Origin of the sequence: Acrocarpospora macrocephala, assembly GCF_009687865.1 — a bacterium.
Classification (GTDB): domain Bacteria; phylum Actinomycetota; class Actinomycetes; order Streptosporangiales; family Streptosporangiaceae; genus Acrocarpospora; species Acrocarpospora macrocephala.
The window spans coordinates 75,023-98,244 of record NZ_BLAE01000064.1 but is presented as its reverse complement, the minus strand read 5'-3'; the positions used below and the strand labels follow the sequence as shown (position 1 = coordinate 98,244).

The 23,222-nt window shown below is 71.9% G+C and carries 22 protein-coding genes; 12 read left to right on the top strand and 10 right to left on the bottom strand.

Going from position 1 to position 23,222, the window contains the following annotated elements:
* Nucleotides 1-86: 86 nt before the first annotated feature.
* Complete coding sequence (locus Amac_RS41665) at nucleotides 87-251, top strand: hypothetical protein (protein ID WP_155359947.1); 165 nt, start codon at nucleotides 87-89, stop codon at nucleotides 249-251.
* A 318-nt stretch (nucleotides 252-569) separates the two neighbouring features.
* On the top strand, nucleotides 570-1,964 hold the full coding sequence (locus Amac_RS55590; RefSeq protein WP_155359946.1) for an Ig-like domain-containing protein: 1,395 nt from the start codon (nucleotides 570-572) through the stop codon (nucleotides 1,962-1,964).
* Nucleotides 1,965-2,154: 190 nt separating this feature from the next.
* On the opposite strand, the gene Amac_RS41655 is transcribed toward Amac_RS55590, so the two are convergent.
* Entirely contained in the window at nucleotides 2,155-2,532 is a 378-nt protein-coding gene (locus Amac_RS41655; RefSeq protein ID WP_155359945.1) for a GntR family transcriptional regulator, read from the bottom strand.
* Nucleotides 2,529-3,341: a hypothetical protein gene (locus Amac_RS41650; protein ID WP_155359944.1), complete on the bottom strand. Its 813-nt coding sequence runs from the start codon at nucleotides 3,339-3,341 to the stop codon at nucleotides 2,529-2,531. The genes Amac_RS41655 and Amac_RS41650 overlap by 4 nt, the downstream gene beginning before the upstream one ends.
* Nucleotides 3,342-3,540: 199 nt before the next feature.
* On the opposite strand from Amac_RS41650, the gene Amac_RS41645 reads away from it, so the two are divergent.
* From Amac_RS41645 to Amac_RS41635, 3 genes are read left to right on the top strand one after another with little or no spacing between them, the layout of a single operon-like run.
* Nucleotides 3,541-4,296, top strand: a complete 756-nt coding sequence (locus Amac_RS41645) for an SDR family oxidoreductase (RefSeq protein ID WP_155359943.1) — start codon at nucleotides 3,541-3,543, stop codon at nucleotides 4,294-4,296.
* A 44-nt stretch (nucleotides 4,297-4,340) separates the two neighbouring features.
* A complete protein-coding gene (locus Amac_RS41640; RefSeq protein ID WP_246269046.1) occupies nucleotides 4,341-5,270 on the top strand; it encodes an RNA polymerase sigma-70 factor in 930 nt (309 codons plus the stop codon).
* 9 nt (nucleotides 5,271-5,279) lie between these two features.
* Nucleotides 5,280-5,726 carry a sigma-70 family RNA polymerase sigma factor family protein gene (locus Amac_RS41635; protein ID WP_155359942.1) on the top strand — a complete coding sequence of 149 codons (447 nt, stop codon included), beginning with the start codon at nucleotides 5,280-5,282 and terminating at the stop codon, nucleotides 5,724-5,726.
* Nucleotides 5,727-5,930: 204 nt separating this feature from the next.
* Here Amac_RS41635 and Amac_RS41630 read toward each other — a convergent pair whose 3' ends face one another.
* The 8 genes from Amac_RS41630 to Amac_RS41595 all read right to left on the bottom strand — a co-directional run bounded on the left by Amac_RS41630 (nucleotide 5,931) and on the right by Amac_RS41595 (nucleotide 14,512).
* Nucleotides 5,931-6,494: a dihydrofolate reductase family protein gene (locus Amac_RS41630; RefSeq protein ID WP_155359941.1), complete on the bottom strand. Its 564-nt coding sequence runs from the start codon at nucleotides 6,492-6,494 to the stop codon at nucleotides 5,931-5,933.
* 62 nt (nucleotides 6,495-6,556) lie between these two features.
* Nucleotides 6,557-7,513: an RNA polymerase subunit sigma-70 gene (locus Amac_RS41625; RefSeq protein ID WP_155359940.1), complete on the bottom strand. Its 957-nt coding sequence runs from the start codon at nucleotides 7,511-7,513 to the stop codon at nucleotides 6,557-6,559.
* Nucleotides 7,510-7,659 carry a hypothetical protein gene (locus Amac_RS41620; RefSeq protein ID WP_155359939.1) on the bottom strand — a complete coding sequence of 50 codons (150 nt, stop codon included), beginning with the start codon at nucleotides 7,657-7,659 and terminating at the stop codon, nucleotides 7,510-7,512. The genes Amac_RS41625 and Amac_RS41620 overlap by 4 nt, the downstream gene beginning before the upstream one ends.
* A 134-nt stretch (nucleotides 7,660-7,793) precedes the next feature.
* Nucleotides 7,794-8,939, bottom strand: a complete 1,146-nt coding sequence (locus Amac_RS41615) for an ROK family transcriptional regulator (protein WP_155359938.1) — start codon at nucleotides 8,937-8,939, stop codon at nucleotides 7,794-7,796.
* Between the two features lie 35 nt (nucleotides 8,940-8,974).
* Nucleotides 8,975-11,416, bottom strand: coding sequence for a glycoside hydrolase family 3 protein (locus tag Amac_RS41610; RefSeq protein WP_218041605.1), 2,442 nt, complete (start codon nucleotides 11,414-11,416; stop codon nucleotides 8,975-8,977).
* Nucleotides 11,417-11,430: 14 nt separating this feature from the next.
* Complete coding sequence (locus Amac_RS41605; RefSeq protein ID WP_218041604.1) at nucleotides 11,431-12,264, bottom strand: carbohydrate ABC transporter permease; 834 nt, start codon at nucleotides 12,262-12,264, stop codon at nucleotides 11,431-11,433.
* A 4-nt stretch (nucleotides 12,265-12,268) separates the two neighbouring features.
* Nucleotides 12,269-13,189: a carbohydrate ABC transporter permease gene (locus Amac_RS41600; RefSeq protein WP_155359937.1), complete on the bottom strand. Its 921-nt coding sequence runs from the start codon at nucleotides 13,187-13,189 to the stop codon at nucleotides 12,269-12,271.
* Between the two features lie 27 nt (nucleotides 13,190-13,216).
* Entirely contained in the window at nucleotides 13,217-14,512 is a 1,296-nt protein-coding gene (locus Amac_RS41595) for an extracellular solute-binding protein (protein ID WP_155359936.1), read from the bottom strand.
* Between the two features lie 244 nt (nucleotides 14,513-14,756).
* Here Amac_RS41595 and Amac_RS41590 point away from each other — a divergent pair, with 244 nt between their 5' ends.
* From Amac_RS41590 to Amac_RS41560, 7 genes are all read left to right on the top strand, one after another.
* Entirely contained in the window at nucleotides 14,757-15,350 is a 594-nt protein-coding gene (locus Amac_RS41590; RefSeq protein WP_170322930.1) for a helix-turn-helix domain-containing protein, read from the top strand.
* Nucleotides 15,351-15,420: 70 nt separating this feature from the next.
* On the top strand, nucleotides 15,421-16,230 hold the full coding sequence (locus Amac_RS41585; protein WP_155359934.1) for a cupin domain-containing protein: 810 nt from the start codon (nucleotides 15,421-15,423) through the stop codon (nucleotides 16,228-16,230).
* Nucleotides 16,227-17,072 (top strand): nitrilase-related carbon-nitrogen hydrolase, encoded by an 846-nt coding sequence (locus Amac_RS41580; protein ID WP_155359933.1) that lies wholly within the window; start codon nucleotides 16,227-16,229, stop codon nucleotides 17,070-17,072. The genes Amac_RS41585 and Amac_RS41580 overlap by 4 nt, the downstream gene beginning before the upstream one ends.
* Nucleotides 17,069-17,929 (top strand): FAD binding domain-containing protein, encoded by an 861-nt coding sequence (locus Amac_RS41575; RefSeq protein ID WP_155359932.1) that lies wholly within the window; start codon nucleotides 17,069-17,071, stop codon nucleotides 17,927-17,929. The genes Amac_RS41580 and Amac_RS41575 overlap by 4 nt, the downstream gene beginning before the upstream one ends.
* Entirely contained in the window at nucleotides 17,926-20,328 is a 2,403-nt protein-coding gene (locus tag Amac_RS41570) for a xanthine dehydrogenase family protein molybdopterin-binding subunit (protein WP_155359931.1), read from the top strand. Before Amac_RS41575 ends, Amac_RS41570 begins: the two co-directional genes overlap by 4 nt.
* Complete coding sequence (locus Amac_RS41565; RefSeq protein WP_155359930.1) at nucleotides 20,325-20,810, top strand: (2Fe-2S)-binding protein; 486 nt, start codon at nucleotides 20,325-20,327, stop codon at nucleotides 20,808-20,810. Before Amac_RS41570 ends, Amac_RS41565 begins: the two co-directional genes overlap by 4 nt.
* A complete protein-coding gene (locus Amac_RS41560) occupies nucleotides 20,735-23,137 on the top strand; it encodes a xanthine dehydrogenase family protein molybdopterin-binding subunit (protein WP_218041603.1) in 2,403 nt (800 codons plus the stop codon). The genes Amac_RS41565 and Amac_RS41560 overlap by 76 nt, the downstream gene beginning before the upstream one ends.
* Nucleotides 23,138-23,222 lie beyond the last annotated feature (85 nt).

Below are 23,222 nucleotides of genomic sequence, written 5' to 3'. Positions count from 1 at the left end.
AACCCGGCACCTCGCGCTTTTGCGCCTCCGCCCGGATCCTGCGCATCGCCGGGGCGCTGTCCGACGAGGAACTGCTGACCCGGTGCGTGCCAGGCAACCCCACCGGCGCGAGCGCCCCCGCCGACTGGTCGCTGATCGGCATGGCGGCGGCGAGCATCGCCGTTACCTTCCTCGAATCGGATCCGGAGATCGTATGGGACGAGGAACGCTCGGCCACCGTGCGCGACCTGCTCGGCACGAATTCCGATTGACCGGTGCTTGCGGTCACGCAGGATGATGCGCGGCCGGCGGGAGCCTCGTCATCTGGGCGAGCAACGGGGCGGGGAGAAGCCGGCCGTCCGGCAGCAGGCGGAAGAAGCGGTTGAGGTCGGCGGCGGTGGAGACGGCCGCCCAGCGCGCCGCTTCTCACCCTATGTGACTGAGTGTGATGACGAGATCGCCCTGACCACCCGTCCGGCGCTCCCCTTGGCGCGACACGAAGATCAAAAATGATGCCACCAAGAGTGACTTCAAGGTCGCAGCTAGTAACGTTTCGGCCGAGTTGATCTATCAGAAGGAGCTTCGTGTTGATGTCACGACGACGCACGTCCGCCCTCGCCGCCGCCCTGCTCACCCTGGTGACCGCGGCGGCGGCGCAGGTCATGGCCGCTGGGACCGCCGAGGCGGCCCCAGGCGTGCGGAAGAATGTAACGCCCTGTGTACGGCCAGGCCAGACGGCCTATCCGGTGAACTACTACTGGAAGAACGTGCTGGGCATGCAGCTCGGCAGCGGCAATGTGGCGGTGGACACCACGCCCGCGTTGTGGGGCGGCCAGATCGCGCCCGGCTCGACCTTCACCCTCCAGTTGGCGCACCGCACCGCCAGGTGGCCGCTGCTCGTGCGCAGCTACACCACCAGCTGGGACCTCTCCTCGCTGCTGGCCAACGCCGACATCGTCAGCCAGTCGGGTGCGGGCACCATCAGCGGCACCACCCTGACGATCCCGTCGTCGGGCACCAAGACCGACCCCACGCCCAAGGTCATCACCTTCCGCGTCAAGCAGGGCACCGTCGGACAGAGCATGACCATCCGCCCGACCGGCATCAGCAGCGTCGTCGCCGCTCCCGGCCAGCTCGGCAACAACACCCCGGCGCCGCCGATCCAGATCGTCAACGGCCAGACCATCTCGCCGACCACGGCCGTCAACGACACCGCCACCACCCGCCAGGACACGGCCGTCACCATCCCGGTCCTGGCCAACGACACTGGCTCCGGCGCGACGATCACCGCCGTCGGCAAGCCCGCCAACGGCACCGTGACGATCTCCGGCAACAGCCTCGTCTACACGCCGCCGACGGGCCTCAGCGGCACCGACACCTTCACCTACACCATCAGCACGCCCTGCGGAACCAGCACCGCGACCGTCACCGTCGTGGTCACCTGCGTCACCAACCCGATCAACCTGGCCAACGGCAGCTTCGAGTCCCCGTACGTGGCCACGGCCAACTGGAACATCCCCGACGCGTCCACCAACCCGGCCGCCGGTTGGCGCACCACCGCCTCCGACGGGATGCTGGAGATCTGGCGCAGCGGCTTCCAGGGCGTGCCCTCGGCCGACGGACAGCAGTTCGGTGAGCTCAACGCCAGCGAGCCGTCCACGCTCTACCAGGACGTGCCGACCGTGCCCGGAACCGTGATGAGCTGGTCGATCTGGCACCGCGGCCGCGCGGGCACCGACGTCATGCAGGTGCTTCTCGGCGCACCCGGCGCGACCGTGGCGCAGACCCCGACCGGGGCGACCTCGCCCAACATCTCCACCGACAACACCGCCTGGCGTCAGTACACCGGCACCTACGTGGTCCCGGCCGGGCAGACCACGACACGATTCTCCTTCCAAGCCGTCTCGTCCGCGGGCGGCGGCGCGTCCGGCAACTTCCTCGACGGCGTCGTCTTCCAGACACCGCCCTGCCAGCCGATGCAGTAAGGCGTCACCCGTGGCCCGGGCCTTCCCGGGCCACCTTTTCAGAGTGAGGGGCGCGAACCTCGTCGCCGCTGCGCGTAGGGACTTGATCGGCAACGGAACGGTCAGTGGCGTTAGCAGGCCGGCGCGGCGGACTCGCCGCCATCCGCCGTTCCGACCCCGGACTCCCGTGATCCCCGCGGCCGGGTCGCGGTCATGACGAGGCCGGTGCCGCCGCACCGGCCGCCAGAGCCGCCTGCACGATGCGGAGCGCTTCGGCCGCGTCGAGGCCGACGCTGGCGATCACGGCGGCGTAGTCGGCGGCGGCCCGGCGGGCCCGCTCCCGGCCTTCCTCGCCGGCGGCCGACACGAACGAGCCCGCCCGCCCGCGCGTCTCGATCAGCCCCGCCTCCTCCAGCTCCCGGTAGGCCCGGCCGACCGTGTTGACGGCCAGGCCGAGGTCGGCCGCCAGGTGGCGGATGGTCGGCAGCCGGGCGCCCACGGCCAGCGTGCGGTCCTGGATCTGCCGGGCGAGCTGGGATCGCAGCTGCTCGAACGGCGGTACCGGCGAGGCCGCATCGATGACGATCATCGGACGCTCATGGCCCGCCGGGCCACCGTCGCGCACGACGGCGTCCTGGCATGGAGCGCGAGGCACGCGGCCAGGCTCAAGACGATGTAGGCGAGCGCGGCGGCGCTCCACCAGCCGGGCGCGGTGCCGAACAGCACCACTGGCAGCGACCACGGCACGTTCGGCGTGGTGAGCTCGCGGGCGTCTTCGACGCGCATGATGACGTCGGCGGTCAGCGACTCCTCGTCCTGCGCCACGACCGGGCGCCTGAGCAGGTGGCGCAGCTGCAGGGCGGTGATGGCCCTCGCGCCGAGCAGGCCGATCAGCACGACGACGGCCAGCTGCCGCACGGTGGGGTCGGGAACGGCCAGGGCGCTTGCGGCCAGCACCATCGCGCCGGCGAACGTGGCGACCGCGAAAATGGCGTACGGCCGGCCGAGCACGGTCCGCCAGCCGGGCTGGATCGGATGGGCGGCCCTGCGCGACAGCGTCGCGCCCGCCCGCTGGTCGACGCGTCGCACCCACCGGTCGAGCAGGGACTGTGCCAGCAGCAGCCCGGCCACCGACGCGGCCAGGGCCAGCAGCGGCAGCGGGCGATGCGGCGGGAGGCCGCCGAAAGCGGAAGTGGCGGCGAGGGCGCTCACGATGATCAGCGCGGCCAGGATGACGTAGGTGGCCAGGCGGGCGCGTCTGCGGACCGCCAGCCGGCTGGCGAGCAGCGGGGTCGGGTGGGTGTCGGCCAGGTCGTGGCCGGCCAGCCACTCGCCCGCCATGCGCAGATCGGGCGTGCGCGTCGGCGGGTCGGTGTCGGGTAGCGGTTCGCTGGTCATAGCGCCTCCTTTGTCCCAAGCTTTGTAGCAATAAGATGCGTCATACCTTGCGACAAAGTCAACGTCCGGGACTCTCGTCGTCCCGATGATGCAAACCCCGAAGAAATCTTTCGGCGTTGCTGTCACAGGTCGGGAGGCTGTCCTGTCTTAGCTGGCGACCGGATGGCAGTCGATGCCCCGGCGGACAGGAAGGCTTGTCATGAAGATCGTGGTAATCGGCGGTACCGGCCTGATCGGGTCGAAGCTCGTGACCAAGCTCGGTGAGCACGGCCACGAGGCGGTCGCGGCGTCGCCGAACACCGGCGTCAACACCCTCACCGGCGAAGGGCTCGCCGATGTCCTGGCCGGGGCGGCCGTGGTGATCGACGTGTCGAACTCCCCGTCGTTCGAGCCCGCCGCGGTGCTGGAGTTCTTCGAGACCTCCACCCGCAACCTGCTCGCGGCGGAGGCGGCGGCAGGCGTCGGGCACCACGTCGCGCTGTCGGTGGTGGGAACCGAGCGGCTGCCCGGCAACGGCTACTTCCGGGCGAAGATCGCCCAGGAGAAGCTGATCGAGGGCTCGTCGATCCCGTATTCCCTCGTGCACGCCACCCAGTTCTTCGAGTTCACCCGGAGCATCGCCGACGCGGGCACCGATGGCGGCACGGTCCGGATGGCCCCGGTGCTCTTCCAGCCCATCGCGGGCGGCGAGGTCGCCCAGGTGGTCGGCAGGGTCGCGACGGGGTCGCCGTTGAACGGGAGGGTCGACGTGGCCGGGCCGGAGCAGTTCCGGATGGACGTGTTCTTCCGGGACGCGCTGGCGGCGTGGCACGACCCGCGCGAGGTGGTCACGGACCCGCACGCGCGCTACTTCGGCAGCGAGCTGGAAAACGGAAGCCTCGTGCCGGCGGGCGAGGCGATCCTCGGCGAGATCCGGTACGCCGACTGGCCGGGCCGCATCCCGGCCGGCGAGTAACGCGCCGGGTCGGTGGCAGCCGCCTCTTCGACAGTCGAAGCGAGATGATCGTTGTGGCAGGGACGCTCGTCGAGAAGCAAGGACCGCCAACGATGCAGGCGAAGAACACCGGTGACCTCCAGGAGGCGGAGGCGTTGTTCCATGCGGCGCGTGGGCGCTTGTTCGGGATCGCCTACCGCATGCTGGGCAGCGTGAGCGAAGCCGATGATCTGCTCCAAGAGGTGTGGATCCAGTGGCAGACCTACGACCGGGCCACCGTACGGAACCCGGAGGCGTTTCTCGCGACGACGACGACCCGGCTCGCGATCAACGTCCTGCAGTCGGCGAGGGTACGCCGTGAGACCTACGTCGGTCCGTGGCTGCCGGAGCCGGTCGACACCACCGCCGACCCGGCGCTGGGCGCCGAGCGCGCGGAGGCCCTCGAATTCGCGGTGCTGATGTTGCTGGAGCGACTCACCTCCACCGAGCGCGCGTCCTACGTGCTTCGAGAGGCGTTCGGATACTCCTACGAGGAGATCGCCGAGATCATCGGGCACACGCCGGCGAACGTGCGCCAGCTGGTCAGCCGCGCGCGAAAGCACCTGGCTGCGGAAAAACGCGCAAATGTCGCCATCTCCGAGCAGAAACGGTTCCTGACCGCGTTCGTGGCGGCCGCGCGGTCAGGAAACGTCGCCGTACTGGAGGAGCTTTTCGCCGAGGACGTCATCTCCTACTCCGACGGCGGAGGCGCCGTCCGGGCGTCGAAGTTCCCGGTCGTGGGCCGTCGCCGCGTGGCGAAGTACGTGCACGCGTTCGCCGACAGGTTCTGGTCCGGGGTGACGGTGGACCCGGTCGAGGCCAACGGCTGTGCCGCGGTGCGCTTGTCCCGTGACGGGGACGTGTTCGCCGTCGTCACCGTGCGCGCCACCTCGAACGGTATCGACCGAGTGCTGTGGATGATGAACCCGTCGAAGCTCACGGCCATGGCCCTATAGAGGGCCGGCATGTTCGCGTTGCCGTTCGGCGAGATATACCGGAACCTCGCCGCCCTCGCCCGCCGCCGCCCGCGGCAGGCGACGCCGCAAGAACATGACCGCATCGTCACCGCCTTCTGGTCGGCTTGCGAGACCGGCGACGTCAACGCTCTGATGTCCCTGCTCGACCCGGACGCCACCACACTGAGCGACGGCGGCGGCAAGGTTCGCACCGCCTTGCATCCCATCCGAGGCGCGGACCGCACCGCACACTTCATGCTCGGCGCGTTGTCACATCAGCCCGCGCTCGAAGCCACCCTGCAATCGGTGAACGGCAAGACCGGCCTGGTATTGCGACACGACGCACTCGTCTCCGCGGTCGTCAGCTTCCAAGTGCAGCGCGAGAAGATCACCAACGTGTGGGTGGTCCTCAACCCCGACAAGCTCCGCAGCTGGAACCACCATCGCGATCGGTAGCGAGGGTTTCTGCGTCACAGCGGGCGCACGTGCTCGCTGGCCGTCCGCGCCGAAGAAGCCGACTCAGACGGCTGGCTGCGGCTGGAGGTGACCTTCCAAGATCCGAGACACGCCGAATGGGCACGCCTTCCGGCGCCTGGGCCGGGGGTCTGGCGATCGGCACCCTGCTGGGTGCGCTCGCCGTCGCCGTGGTGACGCTCGCGGTCACGGCCTGACTGGCCGGTACCGCACACTCAGCTCGGCCGTGGGGTCGCCTGCGCCGACCCGGTGGAGGTAGTGCGGCCGGCCGCCGGGGAGGTCCAGCAGCCGGATGCCGTCGCCGAGCAGCACGGGCGCGATGTGCAGGTTGATCTCGTCGAGCAGCCCGCGTTCGAGAAGCTGGCCACCGATCGTCGGTGAATGCACTTCGACGTTCTTGCCGCCGGCCGCGGTCAGCGCGATCCGTACCGCCTCGGCCACGTCACAGTCGAGGAATGTGACGCCGTCGGCGGGCTTGGCGTCCTCCGGGTGGTGGGTGAGCACAAAGATGGGTCCGGTCCAGGCGCCGCCGTAGACGATGCGGGGATCCGGGAAGTGGTCCCAGCCGCGCCGGCCGCCCAGGATCGCGCCGGTGGTCGTGACGTACTCCTCGATCAGGCCCGGCTGGGGCGAGATGCCGGTCATCATCCAGTCCATCTCGTGGTTCGGCCCGGCCACGTACCCGTCCAGGGACATGGTGAAGTGCCAGAGCACCTTGCCGTTCGCGGTCTGCGGTTCGATGTCGTTCACTGCTGTCTCCTCTGCCGGCTGATTGCCTCGTGCGGTATTGAGACGGCATCCACCGCGGAACCTCATCGGTCCAGGGTGGGTGGGAGGTTGAACGACGGGAACAGGGCCGGCTCGTGGAAGGCGACGATCTCGGTTATCCGGCCGTCGCGGACCAGCAGCACGCCGATGCCGAACGGCTCGTACGCGTGCCCGCCCGGCGGACGCCGGTACGTCGCCGCGGCCAGCTGGCCGTTGGCGCTCGCCGGCAGCATGCGCAGCGTTCCGATGTAGTCGGGTGAGCCGGCGTCCCAGCTCGCCGACAGCGCTGCCAGCACGCCGTCGCGGTCGGCGAACCACTCTGGGTACGGTGGCATCGTCGCCCGCACGTCCCGCGCCAGCAGTTCGGCGATCTCGGTCAGGTCGCCGCGCTCCACCGCGGACATGTAGCGGCGCAGGATCCTGCGGTCCTCGTCGCTGGGCGGGGTTGAGGGGGCCCAGTCAGACCGGCCGGGCGGCAGGTGGGTGCGCAGGGTGGCTCTGGCCCGCTGCAGTGCGCTGTTGACCGAGGCGACGCTGCCGTCGAGGGCCTCGGCCGTCTGGCGGACCGGCCAGCCCAGCACGTCGCACAGGATCGTCGCGGCGCGCTGCCTCGGCGGCAGGTGCTGGATGGCGGCCAGGAACGCCAGCTCCAGGGTCTCCTTCGCGACCACTGCGGCCTCCGGGTCGTCGGCGCTCGGTGCCACCGGCTCCCACAGGTGGCCGGGGAACGGCTGCAACCATGGGCCGGCCGGCGAATCGGCCTGGTCGGGCAGCGTCCGGCGGCTCCGGCCGTCGAGGAAGTCCAGGCAGGCGTTGGTGGCGATCCGGTACAACCAGGCGCGCAGTGAGGAACGGCCCTCGAAGCCGTCCCGGCCGCGCCACGCCCGCAGGAACACCTCCTGGACCAGGTCCTCCGCCTCGTCGAACGACCCGAGCATCCGGTAGCAGTGCACCCGCAGCTCGCCCCGGTACCGCTCGGCACGTTCGGCGAAGTCGGTCACCGGGCGATCTCCATCAGGACGCCTTTCTGTGTGCGGCTGGCGGGGTTCCGGCCGGAGCGGGGCTCAGTCGAGCAGAGGTACGACCGTGGGACGTAGCGGCCGGTACCGCCGTCGATGTCGACGGAGTGGGTGCCGTAGAAGTGCATGTTCTCATGGTGGGTCGGCCAGATGTGCGCCAGGACCTCGCCATCGACCCGCGGTCCGCCCAGCGGCTCTGGGAGCTGAGCGAGGCGTGAAGCTGCCAGGACGCCTCGTAGCGCGACACAGTGGCCGAACCAGCTCACCGAGGGGCTAAGCGGACCGGTGTCGTGGTGGTCCAGTCGAAGTGGTCCAGGGCGGTGCGGATGGTGCCGCGGATGACGGCCGAGTCGCCGAGGGCGGAGCGATGGACGGTGACGAACGGGGGCGCGTCGGTCAGCAGGGCTTTGACGGTGGTGGTGAGCAGGTCGCCGAAGGCCCAGGTGAGGGAGCCTCCCAGGACGATGTGGCGGGGGGCCATCATCCAGCTGAGCGTGGACAGGGCGCGGGTGAGGATGGCGGCGAAGCGGTGCACCTCGGCGAGGGCGGCGGGGTCGCCGGTGTGGGCGCGGGCCAGCAGGGCGGCGGCCTCGGCGCGGCGGGATTCCGGCTGGAGGCGGCCGAGGCCGATCAGGGGAGAGGTCATGAGGTCGTCGAGGCCGAGGGCCTTGGCCCAGAAGATCTCTCCGGCGGCGCCGTCGACGCCGCGGAAGGGGGTGCCGTTGACGACGATGCCGAGGCCGTTGTTGCGGCCTTCGAGCATCAGCCAGAGCATGTGGTCGGCGCCGGGGGTGGCGCCCTCGCGGAGTTCGGCCAGCGCGGCGAGCTTGGCGTCGTTCTCGACGTGGATGGGGCAGTCGAAGTCGGCGGCGAACTCCGCGCCGAGCCGGACGCCCATCCAGTCGCGCATGGACAGGCGGACGGCGACCATGCCCTGGTCGTCCACGTTGCCGGGGGTGGCCACACCGACCGCGCCGATCTGGCCGGGGCGCAGGCCGACCGCGCCGAGCGCCTGCGCGATGGCCTCGCGGGCCAGGGCCAGGCGTTCGGCCCGGCCGGGTTCGCCGCGGACGGGGAGCACCCGCCGGGCGAGTTCGACGCCGCGCAGGTCGGCGACGGCGGCGGCGCAGTGGCCGTGCGCGATGTCCACGCCGAGGACCATGCCGGCGTCGTCGCGGAACGAGAACAGCCGGGCGGGGCGGCCCCGGCCGGTGGCCTGCGGGTCGGGCGGGTGGGTTTGGATCCAGTCTCTCTCATCGAGGTCGGTGAGAATGAGTTCGACCGTCCGCCTGGACAGGCCGGTACGGGCGGTGAGCTGGGCCAGCGAGACGACCGAGTGCTCGTAGAGAGTGCCCAGCACGGTTTCCGCGTTGGCCTGGCGCATCGCCTTCGGATCAAGTGCCGCCACTCGCGTCCTCCTGCCGCGCACCCCGGGACCGCCGGTCAGCCGACGCGGACGGTGGCCGTCAGCGCACGGTCGGCGGCGGAGAACCCGGCCGTGAGGGTGAAGTCCCCCGGCTCGTACGCCCAGCCCCCGGCCCAGTGGGCGAAGGTCCGGACGGGGATGTCCAGCTCGGCTTCGCCGGTCGCGCCCGCGGCCAGTCGTACAGTAGCGAAACCGGCGAGCCAGGTCACCGGGCGGTCGATCGCGGTTTCCGCGCGGGCGCCGTACAGCTGGATGACCTGCTTGCCCGCCCGGTCGCCGGTGTTGCGGACCCGGACCCGGACGGTGAAGGTGTCTTCGCCTGCAGGGTCGACGGTGGCGGGGACACGGAGGTCCTCCAGGGCCCACGTGGTGTAGCCGAGGCCGTGGCCGAAGGGGTAGGCGGGGGTGCGGCCGAGACGCAGCCAGTTGCGGTAGCCGACGTGGATGCCCTCGTCGTAGTGGACCTGGCCGGCCACCGGCTCGATCCGGAGGATCGGCACCTGGGCCTCGTCCGCGGGCCAGGTGGTGGGCAGCCGCCCGCCGGGTTCGGCGGCGCCGGTGAGCAGGTCGCCGACGGCGGCGCCGATCTCCTGGCCGCCGAACCAGACCTGGAGCACGGCGCCCACGTCGGACGCCCACGGCAGCAGCATGGGGGCGCCGCAGTTGACCACGGCGACGGAGGCAGGGTTGGCCTGGGCGAGCGCGGCGACCAGGTCGTCCTGGCGGCCGGGCAGGGCGAGGGTGTGCCGGTCCTCGCCTTCGGCCTCCAGCTCCTTGTTGCTGCCGACGACGACCACGACCAGGTCGGCGTCGCGGGCGGCGGCGACAGCGTCGGCGATCAGCCGCTCGTCGTCGATCTCGGGCGGGAGCAGGCCGATCCGGAAGCCGAGCGCGTTGCGCAGGCCCGCGTCGGCCCGGCGCAGGGCGAGCGTCAGCTTCAGCTCGACGGGCCGGTCCTGGTGTACGGCGAACGGGAAGGCTTCCACGGGGGCGGCGAGCAGGGCGGCGCCGAGGTCGGTGCCGACCGGTTCGATGTGGCGCTCGCCGACCAGGTGATCATCGGCGGTCACCCGGAGCAGGCCGAGGGTGCTGACGCCGAGCCGGATCTCGCCGCCGGTCTCGGGCAGGTAGCGGGTGTGGACCTCCACGGTGGCGGCCTGCTCGATGGGGGCGTCGCCGCCGAACCAGACCAGGTCGCTGGAGCGGCGCTCCTCGGTGTGGATGACCTCGCCCTCGGAGTCCAGGAAGCGCACGTGCGCGCCAGGCTCGCCGGTGACGGGGTTGGTCATCCGGCCCGGTGCCAGGTAGGCGAGGCCGTTCTCGACCAGCGGTCCCGGCCGGTAGGTGACCTGGGCGGCGGGGAAGGCCGCCCGGATGCCGTCCAGCGGGGTGACCACGTGGGCGGGGACCACGGTCGCGCTGCCGCCGCCCTGCGTGCGGGGGTGGGCGGCACTGTGCCCGACGACCAACACCCGTCGCACCCAGGAAGGGTCGATCGGCAGCACGCCCCGGTTCTCCAGCAGCACCGCGCCCTCGGCGGCGGCCTCGCGGGCGAAACGCACCGGGTCCACGTCCGGGGTGGTCCTGGGGACGGCGAGCGGGCTGCCGTCCAGCTTGCCGAGCCGGGCGGCCAGGCGCAGCAGGCGGAGCACCTTGCGGTCGACCACCGCCTCGTCGATCTCCCCGGCCTCCACCGCCTTCACCAGGGCCTCACCCCAGGGTCCGTCCGGTCCTGGCATGACCAGGTCCTGGGCGTACCGAGCGCTGTTCAGGCTGCGGACGCCGGTCCAGTCGCCGACGACGACCCCGTCGAACCCCCACTCGTCGTTGAGCGGCGTCTCCAGCAGCGGATTCTCGCTCGAGGTGGCGCCGTTGACCGCGTTGTAGGCGCTCATCACCAGCCAGGCGCGAGCCTCGGTGACGGCCTTCTCGAAGGCCAGCAGGTAGACCTCGCGCAGGGCCCGTTCCGACACCCGGACGTCCACCGTGTAGCGCTCGGTCTCGAAGTCGTTGCACAGGTAGTGCTTGGGGGTGGCGCCGACGCCGTGCCGCTGGATGCCCTCGGTGTAGGCGGCGGCCAGTTCGGCGGTGAGCACCGGGTCCTCGCTGAACGCCTCGAAATGCCGGCCGCCGCCGGGCGTGCGGTGCATGTTGATGGTCGGGCCGAGCACCACGTCCACCCCCTTGCGCTGGGCCTCCCCGGCCAGCACCGCCCCGTACGCCCCGGCCACGCCGCGGTCCCAGGAGGCGGCGAGGGCGGTGGCCGAGGGCAGGTTCACCGACGGGTCGCGCTCGTCCCAGGCCTGGCCGCGGATGCCGGAGGGGCCGTCGGAGAACACGATCGGACGCAGGCCGATCCGGGCCAGCTCCCGGGTGGACCAGAAGTCGCGCCCGGTCAGCAGGGAGACCTTCTCCGCCAGGGTGAGGCCGGCGCAGAGCCGGTGCAGGTTCGCGGACAACGCGGAGCCTTTCGCTATTTCAGGCCGGTGGTGGAGATGCCCTGGATGAAGAAGCGCTGGAGGAACAGGAACAGCACCAGGATGGGGAGCACGATCACGGTGGCCCCGGCCAGCAGCAGGCCGTAGTTGACCGTGTTGGCGCCCGCCGAGATGAGCGCGATGCCCACCGGCAGCGTGTACATGTCCTCGGTCTGGGCGGCGACCAGCGGCCAGAGGAACTCGTTCCAGGAGGACAGGAACTGGAGGATGGCCAGGGTGGCCAGGGCGGGGCCGGAGAGCGGGATGACGACGGTGAAGAAGATCCGGAACTCGCCCGCGCCGTCCAGCCGGGCGGCCTCGATGAGCGAGTCGGGGATGTCGCCGATGAACTGCCGCATGATGAAGACGCCGAGCGGGGCGGCCAGGAACGGCAGGATCAGCGCGCCGAAGGTGTTGGCCAGCCCCATCCGGGTGACCAGCACGAACAGCGGGATGAAGGTGACCACGGTCGGCACCATGAGCATGGTCATGACCACCGCGAACAGGGCTCTGCGGCCGGGGAACTCGATCTTGCTCAGTGCGTACCCGAGCATGGAGCAGAAGAGCAGGTTGCCCAGGACGACGGCGACCGCGACGACCACGCTGTTCACGAAGTACGAGCTGAAGTCCACCCGGGTGAACAGGTCGGCGAAGTTGCGCAGCGTGCCGTTCTCCGGCAGCAATGTGAATTCGCCGGAGAGGATCTCGCGCTGCGGTTTGAACGCGCCGCTGACCATCCACACGAACGGCAGCACGGTCAGGGCGAGGCCGATCAGCAGCGGGATGTAGAGGTACCACCGGCTGCGCCGGATATTTTTCCTGATGGCCAACGCTCTAGTCCTTAGCCCGGAGGACGCGGAACTGCACCAGCGTCACGATGGCGATGGCGACGGCCAGGATGTAACTGGCCGCGGAGGCGTATCCGTAGTTGCCGTAGCCGAACTGGTTGTAGGTGAAGTAGGTGATCGAGAGCGTGCTGTCCAGCGGTCCTCCACCGGTCATCACGAACGCCTCCTCGAAGAACTGGAAGTAGTAGACGCTGATCAGCACGCAGCCGAGCAGGATGGTGGGGCGCATCAGCGGCAGGGTGAGGGAACGGAAGCGCTGGAAGGGCCCGGCGCCGTCCATCCGGGCCGCCTCGTACACCTCGGCGGGCAGGCCCTGCAGCCCGGCCAGGAACACGATCATCAGAGTGCCCATGTTCCGCCACATCGCCATCAGGATCAGCGACGGCATCGCGAAGCTGGTGTCGTGCAACCAGTCGGGCCCGGTCACGCCGAGCCCGGCCAGGCCCTGGTTGAGCAGGCCGTCCGGCTCCAGGATGTACTTCCAGACCACGGCGATGGCGACGATGCTGGTCACCACCGGCGTGTAGAAGCCGACCCGGAACAGCGCCCGGAACCGGTTGACGCCGTTGTTCAGGGCCAGCGCGATCAGCATCGCGACGGCCACGGTGAGCGGCACGCCGACCCCGGCGAAGTAGACCGTGTTCCCGATCGCCCGGAGGAACTTCTCGTCGGAGAACAGGTCGGCGAAGTTGGACAGCCCGACGAACCCCACCGCGAACGGCGTGCGCAGGTCGCGGCTGGTCGCGTCGGAGAAGCTCAGCGCCAGCGAGGCGGTGAGCGGCCCGACCATGAAGGCGGCGAACAGCGCGGTGAACGGCAGCGCGAGCAGCCAGCCGGCCAGGGCGCGGCGGCGCCGCCACGCGGGCCGCCGGCGGCGGTGCGCGGGTGCGTTGGCAGTGGGGTTCATTCGGTACGTCTCCTAGGCGGCGGGGCGTTACTTGAGGCCGACGGCCGACATGTCCTTCTGCAGGCCCGCCGCCGCGTCCTGCGGGGTGATGGTGCCCCGGGCCAGCCGCTCGCCGTACCCGTCGACGATCGAGGAGAGCTGCGCCCAGGTCGGGATGACCGGCGGGGTGGCGGTGGACTTGAGCTGGTCGTTGAAGACCGCCACGGCGGGGTCCTGGTCCAGTCCGGCCACGCCCCACGCGGCGGTGACCGCGGGCAGGTCGGCGGTCAGCTCGCTGAAGCGCGCGGCCTGCTCGGGGGTGGAGATGAACCGGATGAACTTCCAGGCGCCGTCGGGGTTCTTGGCATCGGCGAAGACGGCCAGCTGGCCGCCGCTGAGCCAGCTCACGCCGCCGCCGGCGCCGGCGGGCACCGTGGCGATGCCGATCTTCTGGTCGAACTCGTCGCCGAGCAGCTCCTTGAGCGGGCCGATCAGCCAGGAGCCGTTCACCACCGAGCCGACCTCGCCGCGGGCCAGCCGCTCCTCGACCGAACCCCACGGCTCGTACGTCCCGGTCTGGCTGGACACGCCGTCCTTGACGAGCGACTGGTACTTGGCCAGGCCCTCGATCACCTGCGGGGTGTCCAGGGTGAACTCGGTCTGGTCGGCGTTGGTGAGGGCGCCCCCGGCCTGCCAGATGTACGGCAGGAGCACCTGGTGGGTGAAGCCGGCCTCGCCGGTGGCCAGCAGCAGCCCTTCCTTGGCCCCGGCCTTCTTCAGCGCGGCGCCGAAGGTGTTCAGCTCGGCCCAGGTCTTGGGGGCGCTGACGCCGGCCTTCTCGGCGAGGTCCTTGCGGTAGAAGAGGGTCCGGGTGTCGACGTAGAGGGGGACCGCGTAGCTCGCGCCGTCGATCTTGGTGGCCGCGATGGCGTTGGCGTCGAAGCCCGACTCGTCGATCAGCCCGGCGGGCACGGGGGCGAAGCCCTTGGCGGCCACGAACGCGGCCAGCGCGTCGGGGTTGAGCAGGGTCACGTCGGGCGTCTGGCCGGAGGCGATGGCGGTCGAGATCTTGGTGGGGGCGTCGTCCCAGGGCACGCCGGTGACGGTCACCTTGGCCTCGGGGTTGGCTTGCTGGAAGGCTTCGCCGATCTTGGGCATCTGGTCGCCCTCGCCGCCCATCGCCCAGACGGTGATCTCGCCCTTGGCGGGGCTGTCATCGATGGCGGCGGCGGGGGTGGCAGGGGCGCTCGCGGTGTCGCCGCCGGTGTCGCGGCCACAGGCGGTCAGCGTAAGGGAGGCGGCGGTGAGCAGGGCCAAGCCCGTGGCGTACTTCTTAATGATCATGTGGATCGTCCTTCGGGAGTGGAGGTGGTGGCGGGTCCGGCAGCCTCCCGACGGCTGCGTGCGAGCCACTATGTGGTGTCCGGACCGATTTATGCAATAGTCGCGCGTTAATTATCTATGAAGTAGTTACAGTGGTAGTGAACTTCGGCGGCGGTCGCGAGGCGGCTGGCCAAGGGCTGCTTGACCCGGTTCAATGTGGCTGAAACCGTGGGCGCTGCCCGCCCACCCTCGGATCGGAGACCCTTTGAACGCGCCGGACGCGGCTCCCCCCGCACCGAACCAGCACAGCGCCGACCAGACCATGGCGCAGGTGGGCGCCCGCATCCGGGTGCTGCGCTCCCGGCGCGGGCTGACCCTCAAGGAGGTCGCGGAGCGGACCGGGATCAGCACCTCCATGCTGAGCATGCTGGAGCGCGGCGTCTCCAACGCCTCGGTCGGCACGCTGGTCTCGGTGGCCTCCGCGCTCGGCCTGCACATGTACGACCTCTTCGACCGGCCGGACCAGGGCGCCGGATCGCCGGTGACCCGGCTGGCCGAGCAGACCCTGATCCGGGCCGGGGAGGGCACCACCCGGCGGGTGGCGCACAACGACACGCAGGCGGGGGTCGAGCTGGCGGTCAACACCTACGAGCCGGGCGGCGCGAGCGGCCCGCGGGCCACCCACCACGGCGGCCGGGAGTTCGGTGTGGTGGTCTCCGGCTCGCTCACCGTGGAGCTGGACGGCGAGATCTACGAGCTGGCGGAGGGCGACGTGATCGCTTACCCGTCCACCCGCCCGCACCGCATCGTCAACTCGGGCCCGGGCGAGGCCGTCGCGGTGTGGATCAACATCGACTGATTTATCCCGCCATGACTGATTTTAGTGCCACTTAACAACTTTGATGCAATTGAATGCTATGGTCCTTGGCGTGACGGAGAACCACCAGACTTTCCCGGGCATGCGCGTCGTCTCCCCCGAGCAGTGGGGGCCCGACCTGGGCCTCGCCGCGGGCGGCACCTGGCGCGAGATCATCGGACCCCGGGCCGGCGCCAGCTGCCGCAGCCTCTACGCCATCGACCTAGGGCCGGGCGCCGCCACCCGGCCGCTCGCCCACGCCGGCGAGGCCGTCTACTACGTCGTCGGCGGCACGGCGACGGTCACCGAACACCTGGCCGGGGGCGGCGCCGCCGGTCACGAGCTGGGCGAGGGCGCGATGGCGCACATCCGCCCCGGGTCGGTGTACACGCTCGCGGCCGAGACGGGGGCCCGGCTCGTCGGCGGGCCCAGCCCGGTGGACCCGGCGCTCGGCACCGCACCCGCCCACCTTGCCGCCGAACCTGGCGTGACCACCTACCACCGGGACCGGCCGGGCCTGCTGGTGCCGTTCATCTCGGCCGATGCCCGGCTGGTCGTCTGGCTCGGCGCCGGGGCGGTCACCGCCAACATGAACTACGTCGTCCTGGAGCCGGGCGAGCGCAACCGGGAACACGTGCACGCCGAGTCCGAGGACACCATCCACATCCTGGCCGGGCACGGCACCGCGGAGAACGTGACCACCGGGGAGAAGTTCCCGTTCGGGCCCGGCGACACCATCCACATCGAGATCGGCTACTGGCACGCGGTCGCCGCCGACCAGGGGGAGCGGGTGGTCAGCGTCGGCGGCCCCTGTCCCGCCGACACCGACATGCTTCGCGCGGCCGGAGTGGACGTCGACGCCCTGCCGCTGACCCTGCGATGACCGTCGTCGCGCTGGAGCAGATCGACGTGGTGGCCGGCGAGGTCACCGCCAACCGCGACCTGGCCGTCGCCCGGGCCGCGGCGGCCTTCCAGGCGGGCGCCGACCTGGTGGTCCTGCCGGAGCTGGCGGTCAGCGGCTACGTCGTCGATCCGGCGCTCGCCCGTACGGTCGCGGAACCGCTCGACGGGCCGAGCCTGGCCGCCTTCACCCGGGTCGCCGGGCGGTCGGGTCTGGTCGTGTACGGCTTCTGCGAGCGTGACGGCGACGACCTGTTCAACACGGTCGTCGCGGTAGACGGGGAAGGCCCGGTCCTGCACTACCGCAAACTCCACCTGTTCGACCGGGAGAAGGGCGTCTACACCCCCGGCGACCTGGGCCTGCCGGTCCGCGAGACGCCGTACGGCGTGCTCGGCCTGTGCGTCTGCTACGACCTGCGGTTCGTGGAGGTGCTGCGCGCCCTCTCCCTCCAGGGCGCCGACCTGGTGATCGCGCCCGCCGCCTGGGTGGCGGGCTTCGACCGCACCGTCCCCGCCGCCGGGGCCACCCGCCATGTCGACTCGGTGCTCGCGCAGGCCAACCTGGACCAGGTGGCCGTGGTCGCGGTGTCCCAGGTGGCCGGCAGCTCGCACGGGGGCCCGGCCACCCTGGGCGGTTCAGTGGCCTGCGACGCCTACGGTGAAGTGCTGGCCGGTCCGCTCTCCCGCACCGCCGCCGACGCCGCCCTGGTGGAGATCGACATCGCAGCGGTGCGCGCGGCCCGGGTGCGTGGCCCGGCGATCCGGCCACGCGAGGACCGCAGGACCGATGTCTATTCCCTCAACTACCGTGGGGAGCCCTGGTGAAGCCGAGCCCGTTCGAGTACGTCCGCCCGCGTGACCTCGCCGAGGCGCTGGCGGCGATCGCCCAGGATCCGGACGACAGCAAGATCCTGGCCGGCGGGCAGAGCCTCATCCCGATGATGAACTTCCGGCTGGCCCGCCCCGCCCGCCTGGTGGACGTGAACCGGGTGCCGGGGCTGGCCGGCCTGGCGGCCGACGGGGACCGGGTGCGGGTGGGCACGCTGACCCGGCACCACGCGATGGAGCGCACCCCGCTGCCCGGCCCGCTCGGCGACCTGCTGCGCCGCGCCGCCGCACACGTCGGCCACCTGCCGATCCGCACCCGGGGCACGTTCGGCGGCTCGATCGCGCACTGCGACGCCGCCTCGGAGTGGTGCCTGGTCGCCCGGCTGCTGGACGCCGAGATGACGGTGCGCAGCCAGGCCAGGGGAACCCGGGTGATCCCGGCGGCGGACTTCTTCCAGGCCGTCTTCACCACCGCGATGGCGCCGGACGAGATCCTCACCTCGATCGCGCTGCCCGCGCTGGACGAGCACTACCGCACCGGCATCGCCGAGTTCGCCCGCCGGGCCGGGGACTTCGCGATCGTGGCCGCCACCGCCGCCGTCCGGGTCGAGGACGGGCTGGTCACCGAGGCCAGGATCTGCCTGGGCGGGGTGGCCGAGGTGCCGTTGCGGAGCGCCGCCGCCGAGCGCGTCCTGCTCGGCGCACGCTGGTCGCCGGAGCTGGTGACCGCCGCCGCCGAAGCGGCCGCCGCCGACTGCGACCCGCCGGGCGACGCGCATGGCGACCCGGCCTACCGCCGCGACCTCGTCCGCGCCCTGATCCCCCGGGCGCTCGGCCTGGACGTGCGGCGATGACCGGGGCCGAGCCGCCGACCTGGACCGGGCGGGCGCTGCCCCGGCTGGAGGACCCGGCGATCGTGCGCGGCTGGGGCCGCTACGTCGGCGACATCGCCGCCCGCGACCAGAGCTGCCTGCACGCCCGGTTCGTCCGGAGCGCCGTGGCCGCCGGGCGGCTGATCTCGGTCACCGCCCCGCCTGGCGTCACCCTGTTCACCGCCGCCGACCTGGCCGAGGTGAAACCCATCCGGGCCGTGCTCAACCGGCCCGACTTCGTGGCGGTGGACACCCCGATCCTGGCCACCGGCATGGTCCGCTTCGTCGGCGAACCGGTCGGCCTGGTGATCGCCGCCTCCGAGGCCGAGGCCGAGGACGCGCTGGAGCTGGTGGACGTCGAGATCGAGCCGCTGCCCGCCGTGGTCTCCGCCGAGCAGGCGCTGGCTCCCGGCGCGCCGCTGGTGCACGCGGTGGACTATCCCGGCGATCCCAACACCGTGGTGGACGGCCGCATCCACACCGAGGGCTTCGACGCGGCCTTCGCCCGGGCCGACCGGATCGTCGAGATCCAGGTCAGCTCGGCCCGGCAGAGCGCCATGCCGCTGGAGGCCCGCGCCGCGCACGCCGCCTACGACCGGGCCTCCGGGCGCTCCACCCTGCACGTGACCACCCAGATGCCGCACCTCATCCGGACCGGCATCGCCCACTCGCTCGGCCTGCGCGAGGACGATCTGCGGGTCGTCGCCCCCGACGTGGGCGGCGGCTTCGGCGCCAAGATGGCGCTGGCCAGGGAGGACGTGGCCCTGGTCTGGGCGTCCCGGCGGCTGCGCCGGGCCATCGCCTGGCTGGAGACCCGCGAGGAGAACTTCCTGGCCGCCTGGCACAGCCGCGAGCAGGTCTACGACATCACCGGCGCCTTCACCGCCGACGGCGAGCTGCTGGCCCTGCGCGGTGACCTGGTCTGCGACGTCGGGGCCTACAGCTGCTACCCGGTGACGTGGGGCGTGGAGCCGCTGATGGCGATGGCCGAGCTGCCGGGGGCCTACCGGGTGCGGGAGTATTCGGTGCGGTCCCGGGCGATCGTCACCAACAAGTGCCCGATCGCGCCCTACCGGGGCGTGTCCCGGCCGGTCCAGGTGCTGGCCATGGAGCGGCTGTTCGACGTGGCCGCCGCCGAGCTGGGTCTTGACCGGGTCGCGATCCGGGCGCGGAACCTGATCACGCAGTTCCCGCACCGCTCGCCCAGCGGGCTCGTCCTGGACGAGGCATCCCACCTGGAAACCCTGCGCGCCGCCACCGAACGGGCCGATCTGGCCGACTTCCGGGACCGGCAGGAGCGGGCCCGCGCGCAGGGCCGCTACCTCGGCCTCGGCATCGCCTGCTTCGCCGAGCGCACCGGCTACGGCACGCCCGCCTTCGCCGCCAGGTCCCGCCCGATCCAGCTCGGCCGGGAGCCCGCGCCGCTGATCACCCCAGGGTACGAGCGGGCGGTGCTGACCATGGACCCGTCCGGCGCGCTCACCCTGCGGATCGGGGCCTCCCCGCACGGGCAGGGGCTGCGGACCACGCTGGCCCAGCTGGTCTGCGACGAGCTGGGGCTTGAGCCGGGCGCGGTCCGGGTGATCGCCTCCGACACCGACGCCACGCCGTACGGGTGGGGCAGTTTCGCCAGCCGGGCGATGGTGATCGCGGGCGGGGCGTCGCTGCTGGCCGCCCGGGAGCTGGCCGCCCGGCTGCGGGTGCTGGCCGCCGCGCGGCTGGGCGGGCTGCCCGACGACATCGAACTCGCCGGCGGCCAGGCCGTACGGGCGGGGGAGGAGACCGGGGTCTCGCTGGCCACGCTGGCCCGGGACACCTACCTGAACGCGCACCTCATCCCCGACAAGGGCGAACCCGCGCTGGAGGCGGTCGGCAGGTACGACCCGTCCGGCACCTTCGCCAACGCCTGCCACGTCGCCGAGGTCGAGGTGGACCCGCTGACCGGCCAGGTGTCGGTCACCCGGTTCCTGGTCGCCGAGGACGCCGGGCGGCTGATCAACCCGGCCATCGTGGACGGCCAGATCCACGGGGGAGTGGCGCAAGGGGTCGCCAACGCGCTCTACGAGGAACTGATCTACGACGAACGGGGGGTGCTGGTGACCACGTCGCTGATGGACTACCTGCCGCCGACCATCGCGGAGATGCCCGGCATCGACATCGTGCACCTGGACACCCGCTCCGCCGAGTCGATCACCGGCGCGAAGGGGGTCGGCGAGGGCGGCACCATCGGCGCGCCCGCCGCCATCGCCAACGCCGTCAGCGACGCGCTCGCGCCGTTCGGCGTCGGCGTCTTCCACCTGCCCGCCACCCCGCACCGGGTCAGGACCGCCGTCCGCACCGGCGCCGACATCCGCCGAACCGAGAAAGGGACCGCATCATGAGCTCCGCGATTCCGCTCCGCCTGTACGTCAACGGCGACCGGTACGAGATCGCGGTCGAGCCCCGCCGCACCCTGGCCGACGCGCTCCGCGAGGACTGCGGCCTGACCGGCACCCACCTGGGCTGCGAGCACGGCGTCTGCGGCGCGTGCACGGTGCTGGTGGACGGGCAGCCGGTCCGGTCCTGCCTGATGTTCGCCGTCCAGGCCGAGGACACCTCGGTGCGCACGGTGGAGGGCCTGGCCCCGGACGAGGAGCGCCTGCACCCGGTGCAGCAGGCGTTCTGGGAGAACCACGGCCTCCAGTGCGGGTTCTGCACCCCCGGTTTCCTCGTGCTGATCGCCGGCTACCTGGAGGAACATCCGGACGCGGAAGAGGCCGAACTGCGCGAGGTGCTCTCCTCCAACCTGTGCCGCTGCACCGGCTACCAGAACATCCTGACCTCGACGATGTGCGCCGCCCGAGCCATGCGCGGCGAGCCGTGATCGGGGCGCGGGCGCTGCGCATCGAGGACCCGGTGCTGCTGCGCGGCGCCGGGCGGTTCGCCGCCGACACCATCCGCCCCGGCGAGCTGCACATGCGGGTCGTGCGCTCGCCCATCGCGCACGGCCGGATCCGCTCCGTCGACGTCACCCCGGCGCTGCTGCTGGACGGCGTGGTGGCCGCCTGGACCCACGCCGACATCGCCGAGCTGCCCGCCATCGGGTTCCGGCTGACCCCGCTGGCCGACCTGCTGCCCTACCGGCAGCCGGTGCTGGCCCGGCGGATCGTCCGGTACGTCGGCGAGCCGGTCGCCGTGGTCTTCGCCACCTCCGCCTACCTGGCCGAGGACGGCGCCGAGCTGGTCCAGCTGGACCTCGACCCGCTGCCCGCGCACCTGGACGCCGACGCCGAACCGGTGGCCTGGCTCGACGCCGAGCAGGCCACCTGGGCGGCGGGCCTGGGCCACCAGCTGCCCGCGCAGGACTCCCAGGCCACCGCCTTCACCGTGGAGTACGGCGACGTGGCCGCCGCCTTCGCCGCCCCAGGACCCGGCTACCGGGTGATCGAGTCGGACGCCCGGATCGGCCGGCACACCGGCGTGCCGATGGAGTGCCGGGGCCTGGCGGCCGTCTACGACGCGGCCGAGCAGCAGCTGATCGTGGACGGCGCGGCCAAGGTGCCGTTCTGGAACCGGGAGGCGGTCGCCGCCATGTGCGGCCTGCCGCCCCGCCAGGTCCAGGTCCGGGAAACCCACGTCGGCGGCGGCTTCGGCCCGCGCGGCGAGCTCTACCCCGAGGACGTCCTGGTCACCCTGGCCGCCGTACGGCTGCGCCGCCCGATCAAGTGGATCGAGGACCGGCAGGAGCACCTGGTGGCCACCAACCACTCCCGCGGGCAGCATCACCGCCTGCGGGCCCTGGTCCGGGCGGACGGCGTGATCGAGGCGCTGGACGCCGCCTTCGTCCTGGACCAGGGCGCCTACGTGCGCACCCACGGCGCGACGGTGGCCTCGCTGACCGCCTCGATGCTGCCGGGGCCCTACCGGATCCCGAACTTCCGGGTCCGCGCCCAGGTCCGGCTGACCCACAAGACCCCGGCCGGGACCTACCGCTCGCCGGGCCGCTACGAGGGCACCTTCGCCCGGGAGCGCCTGGTGGACCGGATCGCCGGTGAGCTGGGGCTGGATCCGGTGGAGGTGCGCGAGCGCAATTTCATCCCGGCCGAGGCGATGCCGTACGAGCGGCCGATCCAGGCGATGGGCACCGAGCTGGTGCACGATTCCGGCGACTACGCGCTGCTGCGCGCGAAGGTGTGGGAGAAGTTCGACCTGGACGGCGTGCGGCGTGACGTCGCGGCCCGCCGGGCGGCCGGGGAGCTGGCCGGATTCGGGTTCGCGTTCTTCGTGGAGAAGAGCGGCATCGGGCCGTACGAGGGGGCCCGGATCTCGGTGGACAGTTCCGGCGCGGTCACCGTGACCTGCGGCGCGTCCTCGGTCGGGCAGGGCGTGGACACCGTGCTGGCCCAGGTCGCCGCCGAGGTGCTGGGCATCGCGCACGACTCGATCCGGGTGGTCCGGGGACGTACCGACCAGTTCGAGTACGGCCGGGGCGCGTTCGCCACCCGGCTGGCCGTGATGGCCGGTTCGGCGGTGTCCAACGCCGCGCAGGCACTGGCCGACAAGGCCCGCCGGGTGGCCGCGCACACCCTCGGCGTCCCGGTCGAGGACCTCAGCCTGGCCGGCGGCAAGGTCCTGGTGACCGCCGACCCGGCCCGGGCCCTCAGCTTCGGCGAGATCGCCCGCCTGCTGGACCCGTCCGGCGCGGCCGAGCTGAAGGAGTCGCCGGGCCTGACCGCCGACGGCTGGTTCCACTCCGACCACATGACCTACCCGTACGGCCTGCACGCCGCCGTCGTCCGGATCGACCCCGGCACCGGCCAGACGCACGTCGAACGGTTCATCGTCGGCTACGACGTCGGCCGCGCGCTCAACCCGACCCTGGTGGAGGGCCAGATCGCGGGCGGCGTCGCGCAGGGCCTCGGCGGCGCGCTGTACGAGGAGTTCCGGTACGCCGAGGACGGCACCCCGCTCTGCACGACGTTCATGGACTACCTGATCCCCACCGCGATGGAGATCCCCCCGATCGAGACCCTGATCACCGAGGACGCGCCCAGCCCGATCAACCCGCTGGGGGTGAAGGGCGCGGGCGAGGGCGGCACCACGGCGGTCGCCGCAGCGGTGGCCGCCGCCGTGGACGACGCGCTCGGCCGGCCGAACGCGATCACCTCGGTGCCCATCCACCCCGCCCGGATTCGCGGCCTGCTCACCTGACGCCCGCTGACCTGGGCCGGTGGCCGTACCAGCCCAACCGACTTCACTCCAATCGAACACCTATCACTCACATTGAACGGAGCCA

Excerpts from the sequence above, each read along its gene's own strand:
- Amac_RS55590 (WP_155359946.1), top strand. The coding sequence starts at position 570 with ATGTCACGACGACGCACGTCCGCCCTCGCCGCCGCCCTGCTCACCCTG.
- Amac_RS41655 (WP_155359945.1), bottom strand. The coding sequence starts at position 2,532 with ATGATCGTCATCGATGCGGCCTCGCCGGTACCGCCGTTCGAGCAGCTG.
- Amac_RS41650 (WP_155359944.1), bottom strand. The coding sequence starts at position 3,341 with ATGACCAGCGAACCGCTACCCGACACCGACCCGCCGACGCGCACGCCC.
- Amac_RS41645 (WP_155359943.1), top strand. The coding sequence starts at position 3,541 with ATGAAGATCGTGGTAATCGGCGGTACCGGCCTGATCGGGTCGAAGCTC.
- Amac_RS41640 (WP_246269046.1), top strand. The coding sequence starts at position 4,341 with ATGATCGTTGTGGCAGGGACGCTCGTCGAGAAGCAAGGACCGCCAACG.
- Amac_RS41635 (WP_155359942.1), top strand. The coding sequence starts at position 5,280 with ATGTTCGCGTTGCCGTTCGGCGAGATATACCGGAACCTCGCCGCCCTC.
- Amac_RS41620 (WP_155359939.1), bottom strand. The coding sequence starts at position 7,659 with ATGCACTTCTACGGCACCCACTCCGTCGACATCGACGGCGGTACCGGC.
- Amac_RS41600 (WP_155359937.1), bottom strand. The coding sequence starts at position 13,189 with ATGAACCCCACTGCCAACGCACCCGCGCACCGCCGCCGGCGGCCCGCG.
- Amac_RS41595 (WP_155359936.1), bottom strand. The coding sequence starts at position 14,512 with ATGATCATTAAGAAGTACGCCACGGGCTTGGCCCTGCTCACCGCCGCC.
- Amac_RS41580 (WP_155359933.1), top strand. The coding sequence starts at position 16,227 with ATGACCGTCGTCGCGCTGGAGCAGATCGACGTGGTGGCCGGCGAGGTC.
- Amac_RS41570 (WP_155359931.1), top strand. The coding sequence starts at position 17,926 with ATGACCGGGGCCGAGCCGCCGACCTGGACCGGGCGGGCGCTGCCCCGG.
- Amac_RS41565 (WP_155359930.1), top strand. The coding sequence starts at position 20,325 with ATGAGCTCCGCGATTCCGCTCCGCCTGTACGTCAACGGCGACCGGTAC.